Origin of the sequence: Mesorhizobium humile (genome assembly GCF_033977215.1) — a bacterium.
GTDB classification, from domain to species: Bacteria; Pseudomonadota; Alphaproteobacteria; order Rhizobiales; family Rhizobiaceae; genus Mesorhizobium; species Mesorhizobium humile.
On the sequence record NZ_JAVIIV010000033.1, the window covers coordinates 1 to 22,143 of the forward strand.

Sequence of the window (22,143 nt, forward strand, 5' to 3'; positions counted from 1 at the left end):
ACTCCGCTGGAACACCCCTCATCCGTCTCGGCGCTGCGCGCCGATCCACCTTCTCCCACAGGGGGAGAAGGGAGAGTCCCTCATATATGCAGCGCGTGCCCCAGCGCCTTCAGCGCCGCTTCCTGGAACCCTTCGCCCTGCGTCGGATGCGCATGGATCGTGCCGGCGATATCCTCCAGCCGCGCCCCCATTTCCAGCGCCAGGCCGAACGCGGTCGCCAGTTCCGACACGCCCTGACCGACCGCCTGGATGCCCAGCACCAGGTGATTGTCCGCGCGGGCGACGATCCGCACGAACCCATCCTCGCCCTGCTTGGTCATGGCGCGGCCATTGGCGGCGAACGGGAACTGGCCGATCTTGATCTCGCCGGCGAGCGCCTTCGCTTCGTCCGGCGTGAGACCCGCGGTGACCAGCTCCGGATCGGTGAAGCAGATCGCCGGAATGGCGCGCTTGTCCCAGCTTCTTTTGTGGCCGGCGGCGATCTCGGCCACCATCTCGCCTTGCGCCATGGCGCGATGCGCCAGCATCGGCTCGCCGGTGACGTCGCCGATGGCAAAGATGCCACGCATCGAGCTGCGGCACTGGTCGTCGATGCGGATGAATTTTCCGGCCCTGTCGAGGTCGATCTGCTCCAGGCCCCAGCCTTCGGTCAGCGGCTTGCGTCCGACTGTCACCAGGATCTTGTCGGTGGCGATCTTGGCGTTCTTGCCGTCTGATGTCTCGACCAGCAGCGCGTCGCCCTTGGTCGACAGTCCCTTGGCTTTCGCGCCCGTCATGACCTCAACGCCGAGCTCGCCAAGCCGTTTCAGAACCGGCCGGGTCAGCTCCGCATCATATTGCGAGAGCACGCGCGGCAACGCTTCGACCACGGTGACATGAGAGCCCATCCTGGCGAAGGCCATGCCGAGCTCGAGCCCGATATAGCCGCCGCCGACAACCGCCAATTTCTTCGGCACGTCGCTGAGCGCCAGCGCTTCCGTCGACGAGATCACCGGCCCTCCGAAGGGAAGGAACGGCAATTCGACCGGCGCCGAGCCGGTGGCGATCACGATCGTCTCGGCACGGATCACCTGCGTGCCGGTCTCGGTTTCGACCTCGACGGTCTTGCCGTCCCGGAACGTCGCCCAGCCCTGCACCGTCTTGACCTTGGCCTTCTTCAGCAATCCGGCGACACCGCTGTTGAGCCGGCTAACGATACCGTCCTTCCAGGCGACGGTTTTCGCCAGGTCGAGCGTCGGAGCGGCGATGTTGATGCCGAGCGGGCTCTTGCCTCCGGCCATATGCGCGACCTTTTCAAACTCCTCCGCCGCATGGATCAGCGCCTTGGAGGGGATACAGCCGACATTGAGGCAGGTGCCGCCCGGCTTGCTCGCCTCGACGATGACCGTGTCGACGCCGAGCTGGCCGGCACGGATGGCGCAGACATAACCGCCCGGACCGGCGCCGATGACGAGCAGCTTGCAGGAGATTTCTTTCATGGGCTTACGCTCTTCTTGATAGCGAAGGTCGCGGCGCGCCTTCTCCTTCTCCCCTTGTGGGAGAAGGTGGATCGGCGCGATAGCGCCGAGACGGATGAGGGGTGTTCCAGCGGAGTGAGACGTCGGCGTTCCCTGGAGCACCCCTCATCCGTCGCCTTCGGCGACACCACCCGGCCCTTCGCAAGCTCAGGGCGTTCGAAGCTCGAAAAGCCAAGCAATTGGCTTTTCGTCCGCTGCGCGGACCACTTCTCACCCCACAAGGGGAGAAGGGGGAACTCCGCGACGTTCGAGACCACCCCCATCCCCTCAATCCACAAAGATCAGCGCCGGCGTCTCGAGCAGCGCCTTGATCCGCTGGACGAACACCGCGGCATCCCAGCCGTCGATGACGCGGTGGTCGAAGCTGGACGACAGGTTCATCATCTTGCGCGGGATAAACTGCGTGCCGTCCCACACCGGCCGCACCATGATCTTGTTGACGCCGACGATCGCCACTTCCGGGTAGTTGATGACCGGCGTGGTCGCCACGCCGCCCATGGCGCCGAGCGAGGTAATGGTGATGGTCGAGCCGGACAGCTCCTCGCGGCTCGCCGTGCCGGCCTTCGCCGCATCGGCCAGCCGGTTGACTTCGACCGCGCAGTCCCACAGGTCGCGCGCCTCGGCATGCTTGACCACCGGCACGACCAGCCCGTTCGGCGTCTGGGCGGCGATGCCGATATGGATGCCTTCATGCTGGTGGATGATGCCGGCATCGTCGTCGAACAGCGCATTGAGATTGGGCTGCTCGCCGATCGCCTTGACCATCGCCCGCATCAGGAAAGGCAGCAGCGTCAGCTTCGGGCGATCGGTCCGCTTCTCCTTGTTCAGCGTCGCGCGCAATTCCTCCAGCGCGGTGACGTCGATCTCCTCGACATAGGTGATGTGCGGGATGCGCGATTTGGCGAGCGACATCTTTTCGGCGATCTTGCGCCGCAGGCCAACGACCTTGATGTCCTCGACGCCGTCCTTCGGGGCAAGCCCGGTGGCGCGGGCCAGTTGCGGACCGCGCGCGACGAACGCATCGATGTCCTCATGACTGATGCGCCCGGCCGGCCCGCTGCCCACGACCTGACGGAGATCGATGCCGGCCTCCCTGGCGCGCAGCCGCACGGCGGGCGAGGCCAGCGGCTTTTCGCCTTCCGCGCGCGGCGCGCCGGAAACGGAGGCAGGACGCGCGGCCTTCGGCGCGGCGGCAATCGTCTTCGGCGTCTCGGTCGTCTTTGGCGAGGCTTTCGGGGCAGCGGCCGGCGCCGGTTTTGCCTCGGCCGGCGCAGCCGGTGCTTTCACCTCGGGCGCTGCAGCGGCAGCGGCCTTCACATTGCCTTCGCCGGCCACCTTCAGCCGCACGATCGGCGAGCCGATCGCCACCGTGTCGCCGATCTCGGCGCCGAGCCAAAGAATCTCGCCGTCGACCGGCGAGGGGATCTCGACGGTTGCCTTGTCGGTCATAACGGCAGCGAGAACCGTATCCTCGCGCACGAGGTCGCCGACCTTGACGTGCCATTCGACGAGCTCGGCCTCGGCGACGCCTTCGCCGACATCGGGCAGCTTGATGACGTGCTCACCCATCTCAGGCCTCCCCCATTATGCTTCCAATGTCTCAATAAGCGCGCGCCCGACGCGCGCCGGGCCGGGGAAATAGTCCCATTCCTGCGCGTGCGGGTAGGGCGTGTCCCAGCCGGCCACCCGCGCCACCGGTGCTTCCAGGTGGTAGAAGCAGTTCTCCTGCACCAGCGAGACCAGCTCGGCGCCGAAGCCGGAGGTGAGCGTCGCCTCATGCACGACGACGCAGCGCCCGGTCTTCTTCACCGAGGCGACGATCGTGTCGAGGTCGAGCGGCAGCAGCGTCCTGAGATCGATCACCTCGGCGTCGATGCCGGTCTCCTCGGCCGCGGCCTGCGCGACATAGACCATCGTGCCATAGGCAAGCACCGTGACCGCTGCGCCCGGCCGGCGGATCGCCGCCTTGCCGAGCGGGATCGTGTAGTGGCCGTCGGCGACTTCGCCCAGCGCATGCTTCGACCAGGGCGTCACCGGACGGTCGTGATGGCCGTCGAACGGGCCGTTGTAGAGCCGCTTCGGCTCCAGGAAGATCACCGGATCGGGATCCTCGATCGCCGCGATCAGCAGGCCCTTGGCGTCATGCGGATTGGACGGCACCACCGTCTTCAGGCCGGAGACATGGGTGAACAGGGCTTCCGGGCTCTGGCTGTGCGTCTGGCCGCCGAAGATGCCGCCACCGGTCGGCATGCGCACCACGATCGGGCAGGTGAAATCGCCGTTCGAACGGTAGCGCAGCCGCGACGCTTCCTGCGTCAGCTGGTCGTAGGCCGGATACATGTAGTCGGCAAACTGGATCTCGACGCAGGGTTTCAGCCCGTAAGCGGCCATGCCGATGGCCGAGCCGACGATGCCGGATTCGTTGATCGGCGCGTCGAAGCAGCGGCTCCTGCCGTATTTGGCCTGCAGGCCTTGCGTGGCGCGGAAGACGCCGCCGAAGAAACCGACATCCTCGCCATAGACGATGACGCGCTCGTCGCGCCCCATCGAGACGTCGAGCGCATCGCGGATCGCCTCGATCATGGTCTTCCTGGGCATGGTCAGACTCCCGCCTGCTGGCGCTGGCGCCTCAGATGCGGCGGCATTTCTTCATAGAGCCCCTCAAACATGTCGCGGGTCGACGGCTTGCCGCCTGCATGCAGCGTGCCGTGGCCTTCGGCTTCCTTCTGCGCCGCGATCACCGTCTCCAGGATCTCGGCTTCCACCTGGGTTTGCCGATCCTCGGACCAGATGCCTTTCTGGATGAGATGGTTCTTCAGCCGGATGACAGGATCGCCAAGCGGCCAGGCGTCCGACTCGGCCTTGGGTCGGTAAGCGGACGGGTCGTCCGAACTCGAATGCGCGCCGGCACGGTAGGTGACATATTCGACCAGCGTCGGCCCGAGATTGGCGCGCGCCCGCTCGGCCGCCCATTTGGCCACCGCATGCACGGCGAGGTAATCATTGCCGTCGACGCGCAGCGCCGGGATGCCGAAGCCCAGGCCGCGCGCCGCGAACGTGCCGGAACCGCCGCGCGCAATGCCCTGGAAGGTCGAGATCGCCCACTGGTTGTTGACGACGTTGAGGATGACCGGCGCCTTGTAGGTCGAGGCGAAGACCAGCGCGGAATGGAAATCGGACTCCGCCGTCGAGCCGTCGCCGATCCAGGCGGCGGCGATGCGCGAATCGTTGGAGATCGCCGAGGCCATCGCCCAGCCGACGGCCTGGATATATTGCGTCGCCAGATTGCCCGAGATCGAGAAGAAGCCGTGCTCCTTCGAGGAGTACATCACCGGCAGTTGCCGGCCCTTCAGCGGGTCGGCCTCGTTGGAATAGATCTGGTTCATCATCGTGACCATCGGATAGCCGTCGGCGATCAGAAGACCGGCCTGTCGATAGGTCGGGAAGTTCATGTCGCCCGGCTTGAGCGCCTTGCGAAAAGCGCAGCTCACCGCCTCTTCGCCCAGATGCTGCATGTAGAAGGAGGTCTTGCCCTGGCGCTGCGCCATCTGCATGCGCGCGTCGAAAGTTCTCAGCGTCATCATGTTACGCAGGCCTTCGAGCAGCTCTTCGTCGGTCAGTAGCCCGGCCCATGGCCCGACGGCTTCGCCGGCCCGGTTCAGCACCCGGATGATGGAAAAGGCCATGTCGCGGATGGTGCGCGGATCGACGTCGATCTCCGGGCGCGGCACCGAGCCCGCCTTGGGAATGGTCACATTCGAGAAGTCGGGCGTGCCTCCGGGCCGCACCTCCGGCTCGGGCACATGAAAGCGCAACATTCCAGCATCGGCCATGAGCTCACATCCTCCAATGTTGCCGGTGCGATCTTTGCACATCCGCGCCGCCAGACCAGTGCCATTTCGCCGGGTCTCGGCGCGGCCGTCCTCTCCGGCCGCCAGCCTTGGAAGCCGATGCGGCACGTAGGCGCCAAGATGCAGATATGGCGACGAAATTTCTTGTCGATGTTTTTGGCTCGCGCGCAATTTGGCGGAAGTTTGCGCGGCGATTGCCGCCAGAAAATGCAATAGGGAGGCCGCGAGGTCGGCGCGGCCTTCCCTTCTCCCACAAGGGGAGAAGGAAGAGACGCTGGTTCCCTTACCCCGCCTCATGCTAACTCACCCCGCATGGCACAGAAGAAAGGATACGAGGTCGATTCGTGGCTGGCGAGGCCGGACCCGGCCATGGCAATCGTCCTGCTTTACGGCCCCGACCGCGGCCTTGTCGCCGAGCGTGCAAAAGCCTTCGCGGCGAAAACCGGCCTGCCGCTCGACGACCCCTTCTCCGTGGTGAAGCTCGACGGCGCGGACGTCGACCGTGACGAGGGCCGGCTGCTTGACGAAGCCCGCACCGTGCCGATGTTTTCCGACCGGCGGCTGCTTTGGGTGCGCAATGCCAGCGGCCAGAAAGCGCTGGCCGACGACATCAAGGCGCTGACTGCCGAGCCCGCGCGCGATGCGATCATCCTCATCGAGGCGGGCGACCTGAAGAAAGGCACGGGCCTCAGGGCCATCGTCGAGGCCGCCGGCAACGCCATCGCCCTGCCCTGCTATGCCGACGAGGCGCGCGACCTGGATACGGTGATCGACGACGAGCTGCGCAAGGCCGGCATGTCGATGACCTTGGACGCCAGGCAGGCATTGCGCCGCAATCTCGGCGGCGACCGCCTCGCCTCGCGCGGCGAGATCGAGAAGCTGGTGCTTTACGCGCATGGCCGCAACGAGATCGACGTCGACGACGTCAACGCCCTGTCGGGCGATGTCTCCGGCGCGTCGTTCGACGCCGCGGTCGACGCCATGCTGGACGGCAAGGTCGGCGACTTCGACATCGCCTTCAACCGCCACTGCCAGTCCGGCGGCCATCCCTTCCTGGTGCTGTCCTCGGCGATGCGTCAGTTGCAGGCGATCCAGGTGATGCGCGGCCAGATGGAGAGCGGCGGCCGAAACGCCGCCTCGGTCGTCGCCGGCGCCCGCCCGCCCGTCTTTTTCTCACGCCGCAAGCTGGTGGAAAAGACGCTGGAGCGCTGGAACGTCGAGGCGCTTGGACGTGCCCTCGGCCGGCTGCAGACGGCGGTGCTGCAGACGCGCAAGCGGCCTGACCTGTCGGAGGCCCTAGCCAGGCAGGCGCTGCTCGGCATCGCGATCGAGAGCGCGCGGCTGGGGCAGCGCGGCTGATCTCCCCTCGAGGGGGATGTCGCGACAAAGGGGCCTCGCGCGCGAAGTGGCGGCTTCGTCATTCTAGGGCGGAGCAAGGAGCGAAGCGACGCGCGCGGACCCTAGAATCCATGCCGTGACATTGGCCGTAGAATGCAACGGTCGAGAATAGTCGTCGGCAATGGTGCCAACTGAGATCGCCACATGACAGGCTGTGTTTACATGACCGCGAGCCAGAAAGGCGGCACGATCTATATCGGCGTCACCAACGACCTTGCTCGCCGAGCACAAGACCGGCCAAGGCTCCAGCTTCACCAGCCGCTACGGCGTGCAGCGTCTGGTCTGGTACGAAGAGTATTTCGACATCACCGACGCCATCCAGCGTGAGACGTCATTGAAGCGCTGGCCACGCCAATGGAAGATCGAACTTATCGAGAAGACCAATCCGGAATGGTTCGAACTGTTTCGCGGCATCGGCTGGTGAGCGTTCTGGACCGTGGCGGCGCTCAGGCCTCGCGGCATGGATTCCAGGGTCTGCGCGCGTCGCTTCGCTCCTTGCTCCGCCCTAGAATGACGAAGAATAGGAGCGCGTCCGGATGCCTTCGTCGCTCAATTCATCATCATTCCACCCCTCGCTTGGAAGGTCGGCAGCGCCTGTGGAAAGACCAGCACCGCCGCGCCGTAAAGCAGCAGAGCCACTCCCGACACCTTGGCTATCCGATCCCCCGCCGGGAGGGTCTTTTCCGCAAAGATCAGCAGGGTGACCACGGCCATCGCGGCGACATTCATCATCCCGAGAGGAAAAAGGGCAAGAAACAGCAGCCAGCAGCAGCCGAGACAAAAGGCTCCATGCTCGATGCCCATGCGTGCCGCGCCCCAGCGACCGTCGTGCCATGAGGTCATGATGAAACCAATCGGCGTGCGGCATTTGCCCAGGCAAAGATCCTTCAACGGGGAGAGCTGGTAAGCGCCCGCAACGATCAGCAGCGCGCCGCCGATACGCGCGGCGGTCGCGTTGGACATGCCCATCCGCTCGCCGAGCATCTCCGCGCCTGCCGCGCCGGCAAAGGCGAGAACGCCGATCGCGCTCCAGACCAGCATGTAGCCGGCCACGAACACCCAGGTGGAGACGAAGGTCCCGCCACGCCCTCGCTTGGCCGCCTGAACCTGGTGAAACGTCAGGATCATCGGCGCGGCCGTCGGAAACATCATGGCAATCATCATGATTATCCAGACGGCAAGAAAGAGCGGCGCCGTCATGCCCATGGTGGGTGAGTGCATTTCCATGCCCGGGTCCATGCCGACCTGCTGCCGGATGAGCACGGTCCACGACACCGCGGCGCTCGCAAACAGCAGCGCGAGAATGATGTTTCGCTGCAGTGTCAGTGTCATGGACGAGCCCGTCCGGCCTTACGGGCAGGGACTATTGCTGCCCGGACCAATTGATCGGAGCGTAGTGCGCGTTTCGACGGGAATTATCCCAACTCATGCCATGGTCGCTGAAAGTGTTACCTTCCACGCCCACCGCCAGGCCGAGCCAGTCGGGATTGACGGGATGGCCGGTGGCCGCCCACATCTCGCCGTCCTCGCGCATGGTCGGCAACGGTTCGACCGCCAGCTTCATCACGCCGGCAACCTCCGCCGACCGCTTCTTGTCGTTGACCTGGTATCTGATCGGTACCTTCTTGGCCCCGAGATTGGTGCTGATCATCGGCGCGAAGGCAGCCATCGGGCCACCCGCGGCGCCGGTGAAGATGGCGCCTAGCGCTTCCGTTTGCGGGTCATCCGCACGGTCGTCGATATAGGCGGCCGCCGTCCAATTGCCTTCCGCCATCGGACCTGGCGTCTGAGCGACCATCGCGACGCTTAGGCCATCCAGGCGAACGTCGCCGAAATTGCCCTTATCGATATGAAAAACCAAAGCGACGTCGCAAATGCCTTTCGTCGGCTTCGATGTCAGCTGCGGATTGGTGGACAGCAGACAGGGACATACGACATCGCAGCTGCAATTCTCGAAGTAACTGCCGGATAACTGCCAACGGACTGCCATTTGCGCCTCCCATTGTGTCGGACGCGTCGGCATGTCGCTTTGGCGAGGTAGCGCCGTTCGCATCATACAAACGGCATATAGCCCGACATTGCGACTGCTCGGCACGCCAGGGCATATATAGTTTAGCTGTATCTAATGCAGGTTACGCCGATGCCCGGCACTGTCAAGTTGCAGGCATCGCGTGAAGGAATGCCGACCTATTCTTCGTCATTCTAGGGCGGAGCAAGGAGCGAAGCGACGCGCGCAGACCCTAGAATCCATGCCGTGACATTGGCCGTAGAATGCAACCGTCCAGAATAGCCGTTGACGACGGTGCCAACTAAGATCGCAGCATGACAGGCTACGTCTACATGACCACAAGCCAGAAAGGCGGCACGATCTATATCGGCGTCACCAACGACCTCGCTCGTCGGATGCCCGTGCACAAGACAGGCCAAGGCTCCAGCTTCACCAGCCGTTACGGTGTGCAGCGTCTGGTCTGGTATGATTTCGACATCACCGACGCCATCCAGCGTGCGACGTCATTGAGGCGCTGGCCGCGGAAATGGAAGATCGAACTCATCGAGAAGAGCAATCCGGAGTGTTCGAGCTGTTTCGCGGAATTGGCTGGTGAACGTTCTGAACCGTCGCAGCGCTCGGGCGTCACGGCATGGATTCTAGGGTCTGCGCGCGTCGATTCGCTCCTTGCTCCGCCCTAGAATGACAAAGGAAATGTTGGCCTTCGCACCCACTATGCCTTGCCGGCATCTTTCCCGAGAGAGAAGTCGCCACCTTCACCATCGCCAAACAAAAAAAGGCCGGCGCATCGCCAGCCCTTTCTGTCTATCACTAATATATCAGGCGTATCCAACCTTAAGCCGAAACCTGATATTTCAACCAAATACCGTTACACCCCAACCGCCTACCGCTCGTCCTTCAGCCGCCGGCAGAGCTCATCGAGCTGGTCGAGCGAGCGATAGCTAACCTTCAGCGAGCCGCCCTTGGCCTTATGCTCGATGCTGACGATCATGCCGAGCGTGTCGGTCATCAGCTTCTCGAGCGCCAGCGTGTCGGGGTCCTTGTCCGGCGCGCCTGCCGCGGTCTTGGTCTTGGCCGGCGTCGGGCCGGCGGGCATCTGCGCCAGCGCCTCCGCCTGGCGCACCGAAAGCCCTTCTTTGACGATACGCTTGGCTAGCCCGGCCGGGTCTTGCGCCGTCACCAGCGTGCGGGCATGACCGGCCGACAGATCGCCGTCGACCAGCATGTCGTGGATGACATTGGGCAGCTTCAACAGCCGCAGCGTGTTGGCGACATGGCTGCGGCTCTTGCCGATCACCTGGCCGAGATCGGCCTGCGTGTAGCCATGCTCGTCGATCAGCTGCTGATAGCCTTGCGCTTCCTCGACCGGATTGAGATCGGCGCGCTGCACGTTTTCGATGATCGCCAGTTCCAGCGCGGTGCGGTCGTTGACGTCGCGCACGATCAGCGGGATCTCGGTCAGGCCGGCGCGCTGCGCCGCCCGCCAGCGCCGCTCGCCGGCGATGATTTCGTAGCGGCCGGGTTGCGACGGCGAGGGGCGCGCCACCACCGGCTGCACCACGCCATGCTCGCGGATCGACTGCGCGAGATCGGTGAGCTCGGCATCGCCGAAATGCCGGCGCGGGTTCTTCGGGTTCGGGCTGACGAACTCGATCGGCACCTTGCCGTCCGCCGCTACCACGGCGCTCGGCTTTTCCGGCGCCGCCGGACGATCGATTTCCCCGATCAGCGCTGCGAGGCCGCGGCCCAGTCTTTTTCTTGATTGGTCTTCGCTCATTATATTGTCCAGATCGTTTCGGAATCGAATCGGCTAGTTAACCAGGCTGCCGCAAAGGGCGTGGCTCAGGCGGCGCGCAGCTTGCGCTCGCGGCGGATCACCTCGGAGGCGAGCTGCAGATAGGCCTGGCTGCCCGAGCACTTCAGGTCATAGAGGATCGCTGGCTTGCCGTAGGATGGCGCCTCGGAAACCCGCACATTGCGCGGGATGATCGTCTCGTACACCTTGTCGCCCATATGGGTGCGCACATCCTGCACCACCTGGTTGGCGAGGTTGTTGCGTCCGTCATACATGGTGAGCACGATGCCCTGGATGGTGAGATCCGGATTGATCGTATTGCGCACCTGCTCGACGGTCTCGAGCAACTGGCTGAGGCCTTCGAGCGCGAAGAACTCGCATTGCAGCGGCACGAGAACGGAATCGGCCGCCGCCATTGAATTCAAAGTCAAAAGGTTGAGCGAGGGCGGGCAGTCGATCAGCACATAGCCGAACGGCGCAGAGCGCTCGGCGGCGGCGCGCAGCGCGTTGCGCAACTTGAGCACCCGGTCGGGCGCCGAGGCGATTTCCATCTCGATGCCGAGCAGGTCCAGCGTCGAGGGTATGATGGACAAGCCGGGCACCGCCGTCGGCACCGCGGCCTGCTCCAACTCGAGCTCGCCGGTCAGCACGTCATAGGACGAGACGGTGCGGTCCTTGCGATCGATGCCCAGCCCGGTGCTGGCATTGCCTTGCGGGTCGAGGTCGACGATCAGCACGCGCTCGCCAATGGCCGCCAATGCCGTAGCCAGGTTGATGGCCGTCGTCGTCTTGCCGACACCGCCTTTCTGGTTGGCAACAGTGATGATACGCGGTGCTGTGCTCATGGGCCTATGCCAGTAATTCATTTGCGGGTCGCCGGGCGCAATTCGGTGATTTCGAGGATGACGCCTTCGGCGTCGGTCACGCTCGAATGTTCTACCAGATCGAAACCCCAGCGGTGAGTGCTTTCTTCCACTTCGGCACGGTAATCCCGGCCTTTGTGGAACAGCGCGCGCGCCCCCTCGGTCAGCCAGGGCGCCGATAGATCGAGCAGGTCCGGCAGCGCCGCCAGCGCCCTCGCCGTGACGATTTCCGGTGTGGAAACAAGCCCATAGCTGTCATCGATGCGCTTGGCCACGACACGCGCCGGCAAATCGAACTGGCCTATGATGGATTGCAGGAACGAAGCCTTCTTGCGGTTGCTTTCAACCAGGGCAATCGACGCGCCCGGACGCTCCGCCAGCAGGAAAGCCAGCACCAATCCGGGAAAACCGCCGCCCGAGCCGAGGTCGACCCAGCGTGTTGCCGCAGGCGCGATTCGCGCAAGCTGGGCGCTGTCCAGGATATGGCGGCGCCAGACGTCGTCCAGTGTCGACGGCGCCGCCAGATTGATGCTGCGATTCCATTTCAGGAACAGCTGTTCGAAGGCCTGCAGCCGCTCGAATGTTTCACGTGAAACCGGACCCGCCGCCTTTTGCAGATCTTCCCAGGCGCTCACGCCACGTCCCTTCGCGCGGCGAGCTCGGCATTGCGGACATGCGCCACGATGATCGCAAGCGCCGCGGGCGTCATGCCTTCCATGCGCTGCGCATCGGCGATCGAACGCGGCTGGCGCGTCTTCATCTTCTGCTTCAACTCGTTCGAAAGTCCCGGGACATCCGAAAAGTCGATGGTCTCGGGGATGAGCCGCGACTCCTCGTGCCTGATCTGCGCGACGTCGGCTTGCTGGCGATCGAGGTAAACCGAATATTTCGCTTCCGTTTCGAGCCGCTCCGCCGTTTTGGCGTCGAGCTCAGCAAAACGCGGCTCGACACGTGCCAGCCAAGCCATGTCGACGCCCGGGTGCGCGAGCAGCTCGTAAGCCGAGCGGCGCACGCCGTCCTTGTTGATCTCCAGCCCATGCCGCCCCGCTTCGTTCGGCGTCAGCGTCACCGATTTTGCCAGCGCGCGGGCCTGATCGAGTTTCAGTGCGATCTCGCCGAACCGCTGCATCCGCGGTGAGGCCACGATGCCGAGCTTGTCGGCCAGCGGCGTCAGCCGCTCATCGGCATTGTCGGCGCGTAGCGACAGCCGGAACTCGGCACGCGAGGTGAACATCCGGTACGGCTCGGCGATGCCCCGACTGGTCAGGTCGTCGACCATCACACCGATATAGGCTTCCGTGCGGCTGAGCACGACTTCTTCACCGGCTGAGGCCTTCCGCGCCGCGTTGATGCCGGCGAGCAGGCCTTGCGCGCCGGCCTCTTCATAACCGGTGGTGCCGTTGATCTGCCCGGCCAGGAACAGGCCGGCGACGCGCTTCGTCTCCAGTGTCGTCTTCAATTCGCGCGGGTCGACATGGTCATATTCGATGGCGTAACCGGGCTGCAGCATGGTCGATTTTTCCAGCCCGGGAATGGTCTTCAGAATGTCGAGCTGCACGTCTTCCGGCAGCGAGGTCGAGATGCCGTTCGGATAGACGGTGTCGTCGTCGAGGCCTTCCGGCTCGAGGAAGATCTGATGGCCCTCGCGATCGCCAAACTTGACGATCTTGTCCTCGATCGACGGGCAATAGCGTGGCCCGACACCTTCGATCGAGCCCGAATACATGGCCGAGCGGCCGAGATTGGTCCGGATCAACTCATGCGTCGCCGGCATGGTGCGGGTGATGCCGCAATGGATCTGCGGATTGACGATGGCGTCCGTCATCAGCGAGAACGGCACCGGATTCTCGTCGGCCGCCTGGCTTTCCAGGGAGGCCCAGTCGATGGTCCGGCCGTCGAGGCGAGGGGGGGTTCCGGTTTTCAGGCGTCCGAGCTTGAAACCCGCGCGGCTCATAGTCGCCGACAACCCCATGCTTGCCTGCTCGTTCATGCGGCCGGCGACGATCTTCCTCTCGCCGATATGGATGAGACCGCGCAGGAAGGTGCCGGTGGTCAGCACCACCGCGCCGCAGGCCAGCCGCCGATCGCCGGAAACCAGCACCGCGCCCACGCGGCCGTCTTCGATCTCGAGATCGAGAACCTCACCCTCGACCACGTCGAGATTGTTCTGCTGCCGAATCGCTTCCTGCATGGCCAAGCGATAAAGCTTGCGATCGGCTTGGGTGCGGGGACCGCGCACGGCCGGGCCCTTGCGGCGGTTGAGCAGCCGGAACTGGATGCCGGCGGCATCGGCGATGCGGCCCATCAGCCCGTCCATGGCGTCGATCTCGCGCACGAGATGTCCCTTGCCGAGACCGCCGATCGCCGGATTGCAGGACATGACGCCGATCGTATCGAAGCGCAGCGTGACCAGCGCGGTCCTGGCGCCGGCCCGCGCGGCAGCGCTCGCCGCCTCGCAGCCGGCATGGCCGCCGCCCACCACCACCACGTCATAGTGATTGGTCATTTTCCAAGAATCCGCTTTCAGAGATGCCGACACATGTCCCCACGACATCTCTCTGTCAAGGACGAAGACCCGGCTCGTTTCACGTGAAACATAAATCGCGCATCCGTGGGTGTTTCACGTGAGTCACTCCGGGCAGGGACAGCTGTGTTTCACGTGAATCATTTACCGATGCAGAACTGCGAAAAGATGACGTCAAGCAGATCCTCGACGTCGACCGCGCCAATGATCCGGCCGAGCCGGTCCGCGGCCAGCCGCAACTCCTCGGCCCGCAATTCCTGGCTATGCCCGGCCAGCGCCGCTCGCAAGAAGCCCGACGCCTCCTTGAGAAGCTCGACGTGGCGGAGCCTTGACGGAAGGACTTCACTTGCATCGCCGGCTGCCGCGGCGGCGCGCTGGCCGATCTCGTCGAGAAGTGCGCCGAGCCCGGTGCCATCCCTCGAAGAAATCACCAGGTCATATCCGCCAGCACCGGCTCCGGCGATATCCGACTTCGTCCCGACCCTGAGCAACGGAGCCCCCCTCGAAACCTCGCCGACGGGAACCGGGTCGGCCATGTCCTCCAAAAGCAGGATCAGGTCCGTCTCACCGGCCTTGGCCCTGGCCCGTTCGATACCGATCGACTCGACCTTGCCCGCGGCCTCCCGCAACCCGGCCGTATCGACGATCTGAACCTTCAGCCCGTTGAGGTCCATGACGACCTCGAGCAGATCGCGCGTCGTGCCCGGTTCGTCGGTGACGATCGCCGCTTCGCGCTTCGCCAGCGCGTTGAACAGGCTGGACTTGCCGGCATTCGGTGCACCGAGGATGACGACCTCAAAGCCGTCGCGAATGATCTCCGCCGCCTTGAACCCTTCGACATGCCGCTCGATCTCGCCGATCATCACCGCCACGTCCGACCAGACCGCATCCGAAACGGAGCCTGGCACATCCTCTTCGTCGGCGAAGTCGATCTCCGCCTCGATCATGGCGCGCGCATGGATCAGCCGGCGGCGCCAGCTTGAATAAAGCTTGCTCTGCGCGCCTTCCGCGTTGCGCAAGGCAAAGCGGCGCTGCGCTTCCGTCTCGGCATTGACCAGATCGGCCAATGCCTCCGTCTCCACGAGGTCGAGCTTGCCGTTGAGAAAGGCACGACGCGTGAACTCGCCGGGCTCGGCATGCCTGACGCCCTCAAAACGGGTGATTGTCTCCAGCATCCTTGCCGCGACGGCCCGGCTGCCGTGAACATGGAATTCGGCAACATCCTCGCCGGTGAAGCTGCCGGGCCCTGGAAAGAACAGGACAAGGCCATGGTCGATCGTCGAACCGTCGGCCGCCCTGAGCCTCCGCAACGTGGTAAACCGATCCTTAACGGCACCCGCAATCGTTTCGACCACGAATCGAGTCTTCGAGCCGGAAATACGGATGACGGCAAGGCCGGCGGGCAGCCGGCCGCTTGACAGCGCAACAATTGAATCCCTGGAAATCATTTGCCGGACCTACCGAACCGCCCTAGCCTTTAACTTGCCAAACCCGAGAGCCGAGCCCGCCCATCTTGACCCTGCCCGCGCGAAACCTGCTTGCCGAAGAGGCCAGCCCCTATCTGCAGCAGCACAGCGACAATCCCGTGCATTGGCGCGGCTGGTCGCCCGCGGCCCTTGCCGAAGCGAAGGAGCTCCAGCGGCCGATCCTGCTCTCTATCGGCTACGCCGCTTGCCATTGGTGCCATGTCATGGCGCATGAAAGCTTCGAGAACGACGCCGTGGCGGCCGTCATGAACCGGCTCTACGTGAATATCAAGGTCGATCGCGAGGAGCGGCCGGACATCGACCAGATCTATATGGCCGCGCTGCACGCCATGGGCGAGCAGGGCGGCTGGCCATTGACCATGTTCCTGACGCCCGACGGCAAGCCTTTCTGGGGCGGGACCTATTTCCCGCGCGAGGCGCGTTACGGGAGGCCTGGCTTCATCCAGGTGCTTGAGGCGATCGACAAGGCCTGGCGCGAAAAGCAGCAGAGCCTCGCCGAAAGCGCCGACGGGCTGACCGCCCATGTCGAGCAGCGGCTGGCCGGCACGAAGGGCAAGGCTGTTCTCGACCGCGACGGGCTCGCCGATCTTGCCGGCCGGATCGACGGCATGATCGACCGCGATCTCGGCGGCTTGAAGGGCGCGCCAAAGTTTCCCAACGCGCCGTTCATGCACACGCTTTGGCTGTCCTGGCTGCGCGACGGCCAGGCGAGACATCGCGACGCGGTGCTCCTCAGCCTCGAAAAGATGCTCGCCGGCGGCATCTACGATCATGTCGGCGGCGGCCTCAGCCGCTATTCGACCGACGCCGAATGGCTGGTTCCGCATTTCGAGAAAATGCTTTACGACAACGCCCAGCTCATCCGCCTGTGCAACTGGGCCTATGCCGCCACGGGCAACGACTTGTTCCGGGTGCGAATCGAAGAGACCGTCGGCTGGCTGCTGCGCGAGATGCTGGTCGAAGACGGCGCCTTCGCGGCCAGCCTCGACGCCGACAGCGACGGCGAGGAGGGGCTTTTTTACACCTGGAGCCGCGAGGAGATCGAAACCGCGCTCGGCGACGATGCCCCGACCTTCTTCCGCTATTTCGAGCTCGCCGCGCCGCATGGCTGGGAAGGCAAGCCGATCATTCGCCAGAGCGCGGCGCAGCAAAGCCAAGGCATCGCCGACTATGGCCAGCTCGTGCCGCTGAAGGCCAAGCTACTGGCCGTCCGCGAACAACGCGTCAGGCCAGGCCGCGACGGCAAGGCGCTCACCGACTGGAACGGGCTGATGATCGCCGCACTTGCCGAGGCGGGCCGCGCGCTTGGCAGGCGCGACTGGATCGATGCCGCCGCAAGAGCCTTCGCCTATATTGTTGGCGCGAGCCAGGGCGGCCGCTTGCCGCATTCCATGCTTGGCGCCAAGAAACTCTTTCCGGCGCTGTCGAGCGATTACGCCGCCATGACCAACGCGGCGATCGCGCTGTTCGAGGCGACCGGCGATCCGGCCTATTCCGATCGCGCCCTGGAGTTCATCGGCGAACTCGACCGCTGGCACCAGGACGGCGACAAGACCGGCTACTGGCTGACGGCGTCGGACAGCGGCGACGTTCCGATCCGCATCCGCGGCGATGTCGATGAGGCAATTCCCTCGGCGACCAGCCAGATCGTCGAGGCGCTGGTGCGGCTGTCGTCCCTCACCGGCGACCTCGATCTCTGGGAAAAGGCCTGGACCACCGCCGAACACGCCATGGGCCGCGCGTCTCAACAGGCCTATGGCCAGGCCGGTATCGTCAATGCCTGCGCGCTGGCGCTCGGGCCATTGAAGCTCGTCATTATAGACAAGCCTGAGTCTTCAAGCCTCGTTCCGGTTACGAATCGGAATCCGGACCCGCGCCGGGTCGATATCGTGGTGGCGATCGGTACGGAAGCGAATCGACCACTGCTGCCGGGCGGGGTGCTGCCGCCGACGGACAAGCCAGGCGCCTGGTTCTGCAGCGGGCAGGTATGCCTGCCGGTGGTGACGGATGCGGGTGCGTTGGAGAAGCTGTTGCGGCGATAGCGCCTTTTTTTCCTTCTCCCCTTGTGGGAGAAGGTGTCGCCGAAGGCGACGGATGAGGGGTGCTCCAGGGAAAGCCAGCGTCTCACTCCGCTGGAACACCCCTCATCCGTCTCGGCGCTGCGCGCCGATCCCCTTCTCCCACAAGGGGAGAAGGGGAGCGCTTCGCGAACCGCGCCCTCCCACAACGGGGAGGGTAGCCCCGATCACGTATTCATCGATTCGAAGAAATCCGCGTTGGTCTTGGTCTGCTTGAGCTTGTCGATGAGGAACTCGATCGCGTCAGTCGTGCCCATCGGCGCCAGGATGCGGCGCAGCACGAAGATCTTCTGCAGGTCCGCGCGCGGCACCAGCAGGTCTTCTTTGCGGGTGCCCGACTTGAGGATGTCCATCGCCGGATAGATGCGCTTGTCGGCCACCTTGCGGTCGAGCTGGATTTCGCAGTTGCCGGTGCCCTTGAACTCTTCGAAGATGACTTCGTCCATGCGGCTGCCGGTATCGATCAGCGCGGTCGCGATGATGGTCAGCGAACCGCCTTCCTCGATGTTGCGGGCGGCGCCGAAGAAACGCTTCGGGCGCTGCAGCGCGTTGGCGTCGACACCGCCGGTCAGCACCTTGCCGGATGACGGCACCACGGTGTTGTAGGCGCGGCCGAGGCGCGTGATCGAATCGAGCAGGATGACGACGTCGCGGCCGTGCTCGACCAGGCGCTTGGCTTTCTCGATCACCATTTCGGCGACCTGCACGTGGCGCGCCGCCGGCTCGTCGAAGGTCGAGGAGATCACCTCGCCCTTCACCGAGCGCTGCATGTCGGTCACTTCCTCCGGACGCTCATCGATCAGGAGCACGATCAGGTAGCATTCCGGATGGTTGGCGGTGATCGAATGGGCAATGTTCTGCATCAGCACCGTCTTGCCGGTGCGTGGCTGCGCGTTGATCAGCGCGCGCTGTCCCTTGCCGATCGGCGCGACCAGATCGATCACGCGCGGCGAGATGTCCTTGGAGGTCGAATTGTCGATCTCCATCTTCAGCCGCTTGGTCGGGTAGAGCGGCGTCAGATTGTCGAAGTGGATCTTGTGACGGATCTTTTCGGGATCGTCGAAATTGATGGTGTTGACCTTGAGCAGCGCAAAATAGCGCTCGCCCTCTTTCGGGCTGCGGATCGGTCCTTCGACCGTATCGCCGGTCTTGAGCGAAAAGCGCCTGATCTGCGACGGCGAGATATAGATGTCGTCGGGACCCGGCAGGTAGTTGGCGTTGGCCGAGCGCAGGAAGCCGAAGCCGTCCTGCAGCACCTCGACCACACCGTCGCCGATGATTTCGATGTCCTGGGCGGCGAGCTTCTTCAGGATCGCGAACATCAGCTCCTGCTTGCGCATGACGCTGGCGTTCTCCACCTCGAGCGTCTCGGCATAAGCGATCAGCTCTGGCGGCTTCTTGTTCTTGAACTCTGCGAGTTTCATTTCTTGCATTAGATAGACTCTGGGTAGGCTTTGGGGAGAAAATCGGCTGAATACGACAAATGCCGGGCGCGGCCGAAAGCGAGTAAAGGGGCGGCGCATGACGGGAAGGAAGACCCGTCTTTTATCGTCGGTCGCCTGAAAGAGCAAGCCGCCTTTTGCGGGGTCCCAGCCTGACGGGGAAGCCTAAAGCATGATCCCGAAAAGTGGGAACCGGTTTTCGGAAAAGATCATGCTCACGATCTAGAACGGCTTCACGACGACCAGGATGACGATGGCGATCATCAGCAATGTGGGGATCTCGTTGACGATCCGCCAGTGCCGCGCCGGTTTTTCATTCTTGTCCTCGGCAAATTTCCTGACCGCGGCGGCGAGATAGCCGTGCAGGCCCGACAAGACGAGCACCAGCGCGATCTTGGCGTGCAGCCAGCCGCCTTCGAAATGGAAGATCTTCCAGGCCATCCACAGGCCGAACACCCAGGTCACGATCATCGCCGGATTGATGATGCCCCTGAGCAGCCGGCGCTCCATCACCTTGAAGGTCTCGGATTGCACCGAGCTTTTCACGGCATCGACGTGATAGACGAAGAGCCGCGGCAGATAGAGCATGCCGGCCATCCAGGCGATGACGGCAATCACATGGATCGCCTTGGCCCAGGGATAGAAGCCGTCGCCCGCCACGAAATAGAGCAGCGCCGTCAGCACGACGAGCACGACAATGCCGACCACCATGCGCATCATCGCCTGGCCGGTGCTATTCTCGTTGCCCACATTGCTCATCGCCGGCTCCTCACCATTTTCACCATCGCCTCGACATGCGCCACCGGCGTTTCCGGCGTGATGCCGTGGCCGAGGTTGAAGATCAGCGGCCCACCACCCAAAGTCCTCAAGATCGCATCGACGCCGTCGGCCAGCGCCTTGCCGCCGGCAACCAGGCGCAGCGGATCGAGATTGCCTTGCACCGCTCCGTCGCGCTGCAGTTCCTTCGCCATCGACAGCGGCACGGTCCAGTCGAGGCCGAGGCCGGTGATGTCGGTCTTTGCCCTATAGTCGCGATAACGCTCACCGGCGCCCTTCGGAAAACCGATCACCGGCACGCCGGGGTGAACCGCCTTCACCTGCCGCACGATCTCGGCCACCGGCTCGACGCAGAAGGCCTCGAAGGACGGCTCGTCCAGCACGCCCGACCAGGAATCGAAAATCTGCACCGCATCGGCGCCGGCTTCGATCTGGCGGATGAGATAGGCAGCCGAATGGTCGGCCAGAATCTTCAGAAGCTGTCCGAAGGCCTCGGGCTCGCGATAGGCGAAAAGCCGGGCAGGGCCCTGGTCGGGCGTGCCGTGCCCGGCAATCATATAAGTCGCCACCGTCCAGGGCGCGCCGCAGAAGCCGAGCAGCGTGGTCTCGTCGGGCAGTTTGGCGCGCAGCCGGCGCACGGTCTCGTAGACCGGTTGGAGATTCACGTGAAACATGTCGCCGTTCAGCGCCGGAATCTCCGATGCCGAGATCGGCTTCAGGATCGGTCCGCGGCCCTCTTCGAAGCGAACATCCCGCCCCAAGGCATTGGGCACGACAAGGATATCGGAAAACAGGATCGAGGCGTCGAAGCCGAAGCGCTCGATCGGCTGCAGCGTCACCTCGACCGCGAGGTCCGGATCGTAGCAGAGATCGAGGAAGGATCCCGCTCGCTTCCTTGTCTCACGATATTCCGGAAGATAGCGGCCCGCCTGGCGCATCATCCAGAGCGGCGGCGGTGAAACCGCTTCGCCCTTGAGGACGTCCAGCATGATCCGTTTCCCAGCCATCCAGCGCTGCCCTCTCCAGTCCCTCTAAATCAAATATCTATTTTAAAAGAGTCTTCTGATTCTAAGAGTCTGTTGGTTGTGATGATTGCGACCTGTCCAGCCTGCGGGCCGAAAAGGCCAGTCAGCATATTGTCGCGTACTCGCTTTCGCAATTTGGAGGGATCTGGGGACGAAGCGGATTCTAGCTTTGGAGTCAAAAGCTTGAGCTTTTCGTTCCAAACTCCGTGCTGTGGATGAAACCGGCCAGGAAAAGTTGATCCCCAGTTTTGTCCCCAGCGCCGCGACAAAGCCTACAGCGGGTCGAATTGTGGACAAGCGGCCATCTGATACAGTCGCCTCCCGACCCAAGGCCTGCTCACCCAGCCTTGTCCACAATTGCCCACAGCCTGGACCCATCCCCTGTGAACAAACCTCAGAGCTTCTTCCATCTGCATCTGATCTCCGACGCCACCGGCGAGACGCTGCTGGCGGCCGGCCGCGCTGCATCCGCCCAGTACAAGGATGCCCGTGCCATCGAGCACATCTATCCGCTGATCCGCACGGAAAAGCAGATCGCCAAGGTCTTCGAGGACATCGAGGAGGAGCCCGGCATCATTCTCTATACGGTGGTCGACCAGAAGCTGGCGCGCTCGATCGACGAGCGCTGCGCGGCGATGGGCCTGCCTTGCGTCTCGGTGCTGGAACCGGTGCTTACCGTCTTCCAGTCCTATCTCGGCACGCCCGCCGGCCGCCGCGTCGGCGCCCAGCACGTGCTCGACGCCGAATATTTCCGCCGCATCGATGCGTTGAACTTCACCATGGAGCATGATGACGGCCAACTGCCGGCCAATATGGACGATGCCGACATCGTGCTGATCGGCATTTCGCGCACCTCGAAGACGCCGACCTCAATCTATCTCGCCAATCGCGGCATCAAGACCGCCAACATCCCGATCGTGCTCGGCGTGCCGCTGCCCGAAAGCCTGATCGCCGCCAAGACGCCCTTGGTCGTCGGCCTGATCGCCACGGCCGAGCGCATCTCTCATGTGAGGCAAAACCGCATCCTCGGCAACACCGCCCCCTATGTGTCGACCGACTATGTCGATCGTGCCGCGATCAACGAGGAGCTCGCCTATGCGCGCCAACTCTGCACGAGACATGGCTGGCCGATGATCGACGTCAGCCGCCGCTCCATCGAGGAAACGGCGGCCGCGATCGTTGCCCTGCGGGGAAAGACACGGTAGGGCAAGCGATATAAGTGGGCACTCCGTCCAGCACCCCTCATCCGACCGAGCTTCGCTCGGCCACCTTCTCCCACAAGGGGAGAAGGAAGAACGCGGCGCCGGCGTCCCGCAAATACCACCAGGTGGCGATTTGTAGCGGCGTCAGCGCAGGACTTTCCTTCTCCCCTTGTGGG

At 63.9% G+C, this 22,143-nt stretch carries 18 protein-coding genes and 2 pseudogenes; 6 read left to right on the forward strand and 14 right to left on the reverse strand.

Annotated features, from left to right (window positions below; all coding sequences use genetic code 11):
* Positions 1–80 precede the first annotated feature (80 nt).
* From lpdA to RFM52_RS30420, 4 genes are all read right to left on the reverse strand, one after another.
* Positions 81–1,478 carry a dihydrolipoyl dehydrogenase gene (gene lpdA, locus RFM52_RS30405; protein WP_320298211.1) on the reverse strand — a complete coding sequence of 466 codons (1,398 nt, stop codon included), beginning with the start codon at positions 1,476–1,478 and terminating at the stop codon, positions 81–83.
* Positions 1,479–1,784: 306 nt separating this feature from the next.
* A complete protein-coding gene (locus tag RFM52_RS30410; protein ID WP_320298212.1) occupies positions 1,785–3,086 on the reverse strand; it encodes a dihydrolipoamide acetyltransferase family protein in 1,302 nt (433 codons plus the stop codon).
* A 15-nt stretch (positions 3,087–3,101) separates the two neighbouring features.
* The gene (locus RFM52_RS30415; protein WP_320298213.1) at positions 3,102–4,115 is read right to left on the reverse strand and encodes an alpha-ketoacid dehydrogenase subunit beta; all 1,014 of its coding nucleotides are present in this window, start codon (positions 4,113–4,115) and stop codon (positions 3,102–3,104) included.
* Between the two features lie 2 nt (positions 4,116–4,117).
* Positions 4,118–5,350 carry a 3-methyl-2-oxobutanoate dehydrogenase (2-methylpropanoyl-transferring) subunit alpha gene (locus RFM52_RS30420; protein ID WP_320298214.1) on the reverse strand — a complete coding sequence of 411 codons (1,233 nt, stop codon included), beginning with the start codon at positions 5,348–5,350 and terminating at the stop codon, positions 4,118–4,120.
* On the opposite strand from RFM52_RS30420, the gene RFM52_RS30425 reads away from it, so the two are divergent.
* The 3 genes and pseudogenes from RFM52_RS30425 to RFM52_RS30435 all read left to right on the forward strand — a co-directional run bounded on the left by RFM52_RS30425 (position 5,321) and on the right by RFM52_RS30435 (position 7,190).
* A complete protein-coding gene (locus tag RFM52_RS30425; protein WP_320298215.1) occupies positions 5,321–5,584 on the forward strand; it encodes a hypothetical protein in 264 nt (87 codons plus the stop codon). The genes RFM52_RS30420 and RFM52_RS30425 overlap by 30 nt on opposite strands.
* 96 nt (positions 5,585–5,680) lie before the next feature.
* The gene (gene holA / locus RFM52_RS30430) at positions 5,681–6,727 is read left to right on the forward strand and encodes a DNA polymerase III subunit delta (RefSeq protein WP_320298216.1); all 1,047 of its coding nucleotides are present in this window, start codon (positions 5,681–5,683) and stop codon (positions 6,725–6,727) included.
* Between the two features lie 183 nt (positions 6,728–6,910).
* Positions 6,911–7,190, forward strand: a pseudogene (locus tag RFM52_RS30435) (GIY-YIG nuclease family protein).
* A gap of 125 nt (positions 7,191–7,315) precedes the next feature.
* On the opposite strand, the gene RFM52_RS30440 reads toward RFM52_RS30435, so the two are convergent.
* Both RFM52_RS30440 and RFM52_RS30445 read right to left on the reverse strand, forming a co-directional pair.
* Positions 7,316–8,098, reverse strand: a complete 783-nt coding sequence (locus RFM52_RS30440) for a DUF2182 domain-containing protein (protein ID WP_320298217.1) — start codon at positions 8,096–8,098, stop codon at positions 7,316–7,318.
* Between the two features lie 31 nt (positions 8,099–8,129).
* Positions 8,130–8,789 (reverse strand): DUF1326 domain-containing protein, encoded by a 660-nt coding sequence (locus RFM52_RS30445; protein WP_430699296.1) that lies wholly within the window; start codon positions 8,787–8,789, stop codon positions 8,130–8,132.
* Positions 8,790–9,088: 299 nt separating this feature from the next.
* Between RFM52_RS30445 and RFM52_RS30450 the strand changes: the two are divergent.
* Positions 9,089–9,369, forward strand: a pseudogene (locus tag RFM52_RS30450) (GIY-YIG nuclease family protein).
* 288 nt (positions 9,370–9,657) lie between these two features.
* On the opposite strand, the gene RFM52_RS30455 reads toward RFM52_RS30450, so the two are convergent.
* The 5 genes from RFM52_RS30455 to mnmE all read right to left on the reverse strand — a co-directional run bounded on the left by RFM52_RS30455 (position 9,658) and on the right by mnmE (position 15,404).
* Positions 9,658–10,551: a ParB/RepB/Spo0J family partition protein gene (locus tag RFM52_RS30455; protein ID WP_320298218.1), complete on the reverse strand. Its 894-nt coding sequence runs from the start codon at positions 10,549–10,551 to the stop codon at positions 9,658–9,660.
* A gap of 65 nt (positions 10,552–10,616) precedes the next feature.
* A complete protein-coding gene (locus RFM52_RS30460) occupies positions 10,617–11,414 on the reverse strand; it encodes a ParA family protein (RefSeq protein ID WP_320298219.1) in 798 nt (265 codons plus the stop codon).
* A gap of 17 nt (positions 11,415–11,431) precedes the next feature.
* Positions 11,432–12,067 (reverse strand): 16S rRNA (guanine(527)-N(7))-methyltransferase RsmG, encoded by a 636-nt coding sequence (gene rsmG / locus RFM52_RS30465; protein ID WP_320298220.1) that lies wholly within the window; start codon positions 12,065–12,067, stop codon positions 11,432–11,434.
* Positions 12,064–13,938, reverse strand: coding sequence for a tRNA uridine-5-carboxymethylaminomethyl(34) synthesis enzyme MnmG (mnmG, locus tag RFM52_RS30470; RefSeq protein WP_320298221.1), 1,875 nt, complete (start codon positions 13,936–13,938; stop codon positions 12,064–12,066). Before mnmG ends, rsmG begins: the two co-directional genes overlap by 4 nt.
* Positions 13,939–14,096: 158 nt before the next feature.
* On the reverse strand, positions 14,097–15,404 hold the full coding sequence (gene mnmE, locus RFM52_RS30475; RefSeq protein WP_320298222.1) for a tRNA uridine-5-carboxymethylaminomethyl(34) synthesis GTPase MnmE: 1,308 nt from the start codon (positions 15,402–15,404) through the stop codon (positions 14,097–14,099).
* A gap of 65 nt (positions 15,405–15,469) precedes the next feature.
* On the opposite strand from mnmE, the gene RFM52_RS30480 reads away from it, so the two are divergent.
* On the forward strand, positions 15,470–17,485 hold the full coding sequence (locus tag RFM52_RS30480) for a thioredoxin domain-containing protein (protein ID WP_320298223.1): 2,016 nt from the start codon (positions 15,470–15,472) through the stop codon (positions 17,483–17,485).
* A gap of 203 nt (positions 17,486–17,688) precedes the next feature.
* On the opposite strand, the gene rho is transcribed toward RFM52_RS30480, so the two are convergent.
* From rho to hemE, 3 genes are all read right to left on the reverse strand, one after another.
* Positions 17,689–18,954 carry a transcription termination factor Rho gene (rho, locus tag RFM52_RS30485; RefSeq protein ID WP_320298224.1) on the reverse strand — a complete coding sequence of 422 codons (1,266 nt, stop codon included), beginning with the start codon at positions 18,952–18,954 and terminating at the stop codon, positions 17,689–17,691.
* A gap of 231 nt (positions 18,955–19,185) precedes the next feature.
* The gene (gene hemJ, locus RFM52_RS30490; protein WP_320298225.1) at positions 19,186–19,722 is read right to left on the reverse strand and encodes a protoporphyrinogen oxidase HemJ; all 537 of its coding nucleotides are present in this window, start codon (positions 19,720–19,722) and stop codon (positions 19,186–19,188) included.
* Positions 19,719–20,747: a uroporphyrinogen decarboxylase gene (gene hemE, locus RFM52_RS30495; protein ID WP_320298226.1), complete on the reverse strand. Its 1,029-nt coding sequence runs from the start codon at positions 20,745–20,747 to the stop codon at positions 19,719–19,721. Before hemE ends, hemJ begins: the two co-directional genes overlap by 4 nt.
* A gap of 401 nt (positions 20,748–21,148) precedes the next feature.
* On the opposite strand from hemE, the gene RFM52_RS30500 reads away from it, so the two are divergent.
* On the forward strand, positions 21,149–21,970 hold the full coding sequence (locus tag RFM52_RS30500) for a pyruvate, water dikinase regulatory protein (RefSeq protein ID WP_320298227.1): 822 nt from the start codon (positions 21,149–21,151) through the stop codon (positions 21,968–21,970).
* The last annotated feature ends 173 nt before the right edge of the window (positions 21,971–22,143 follow it).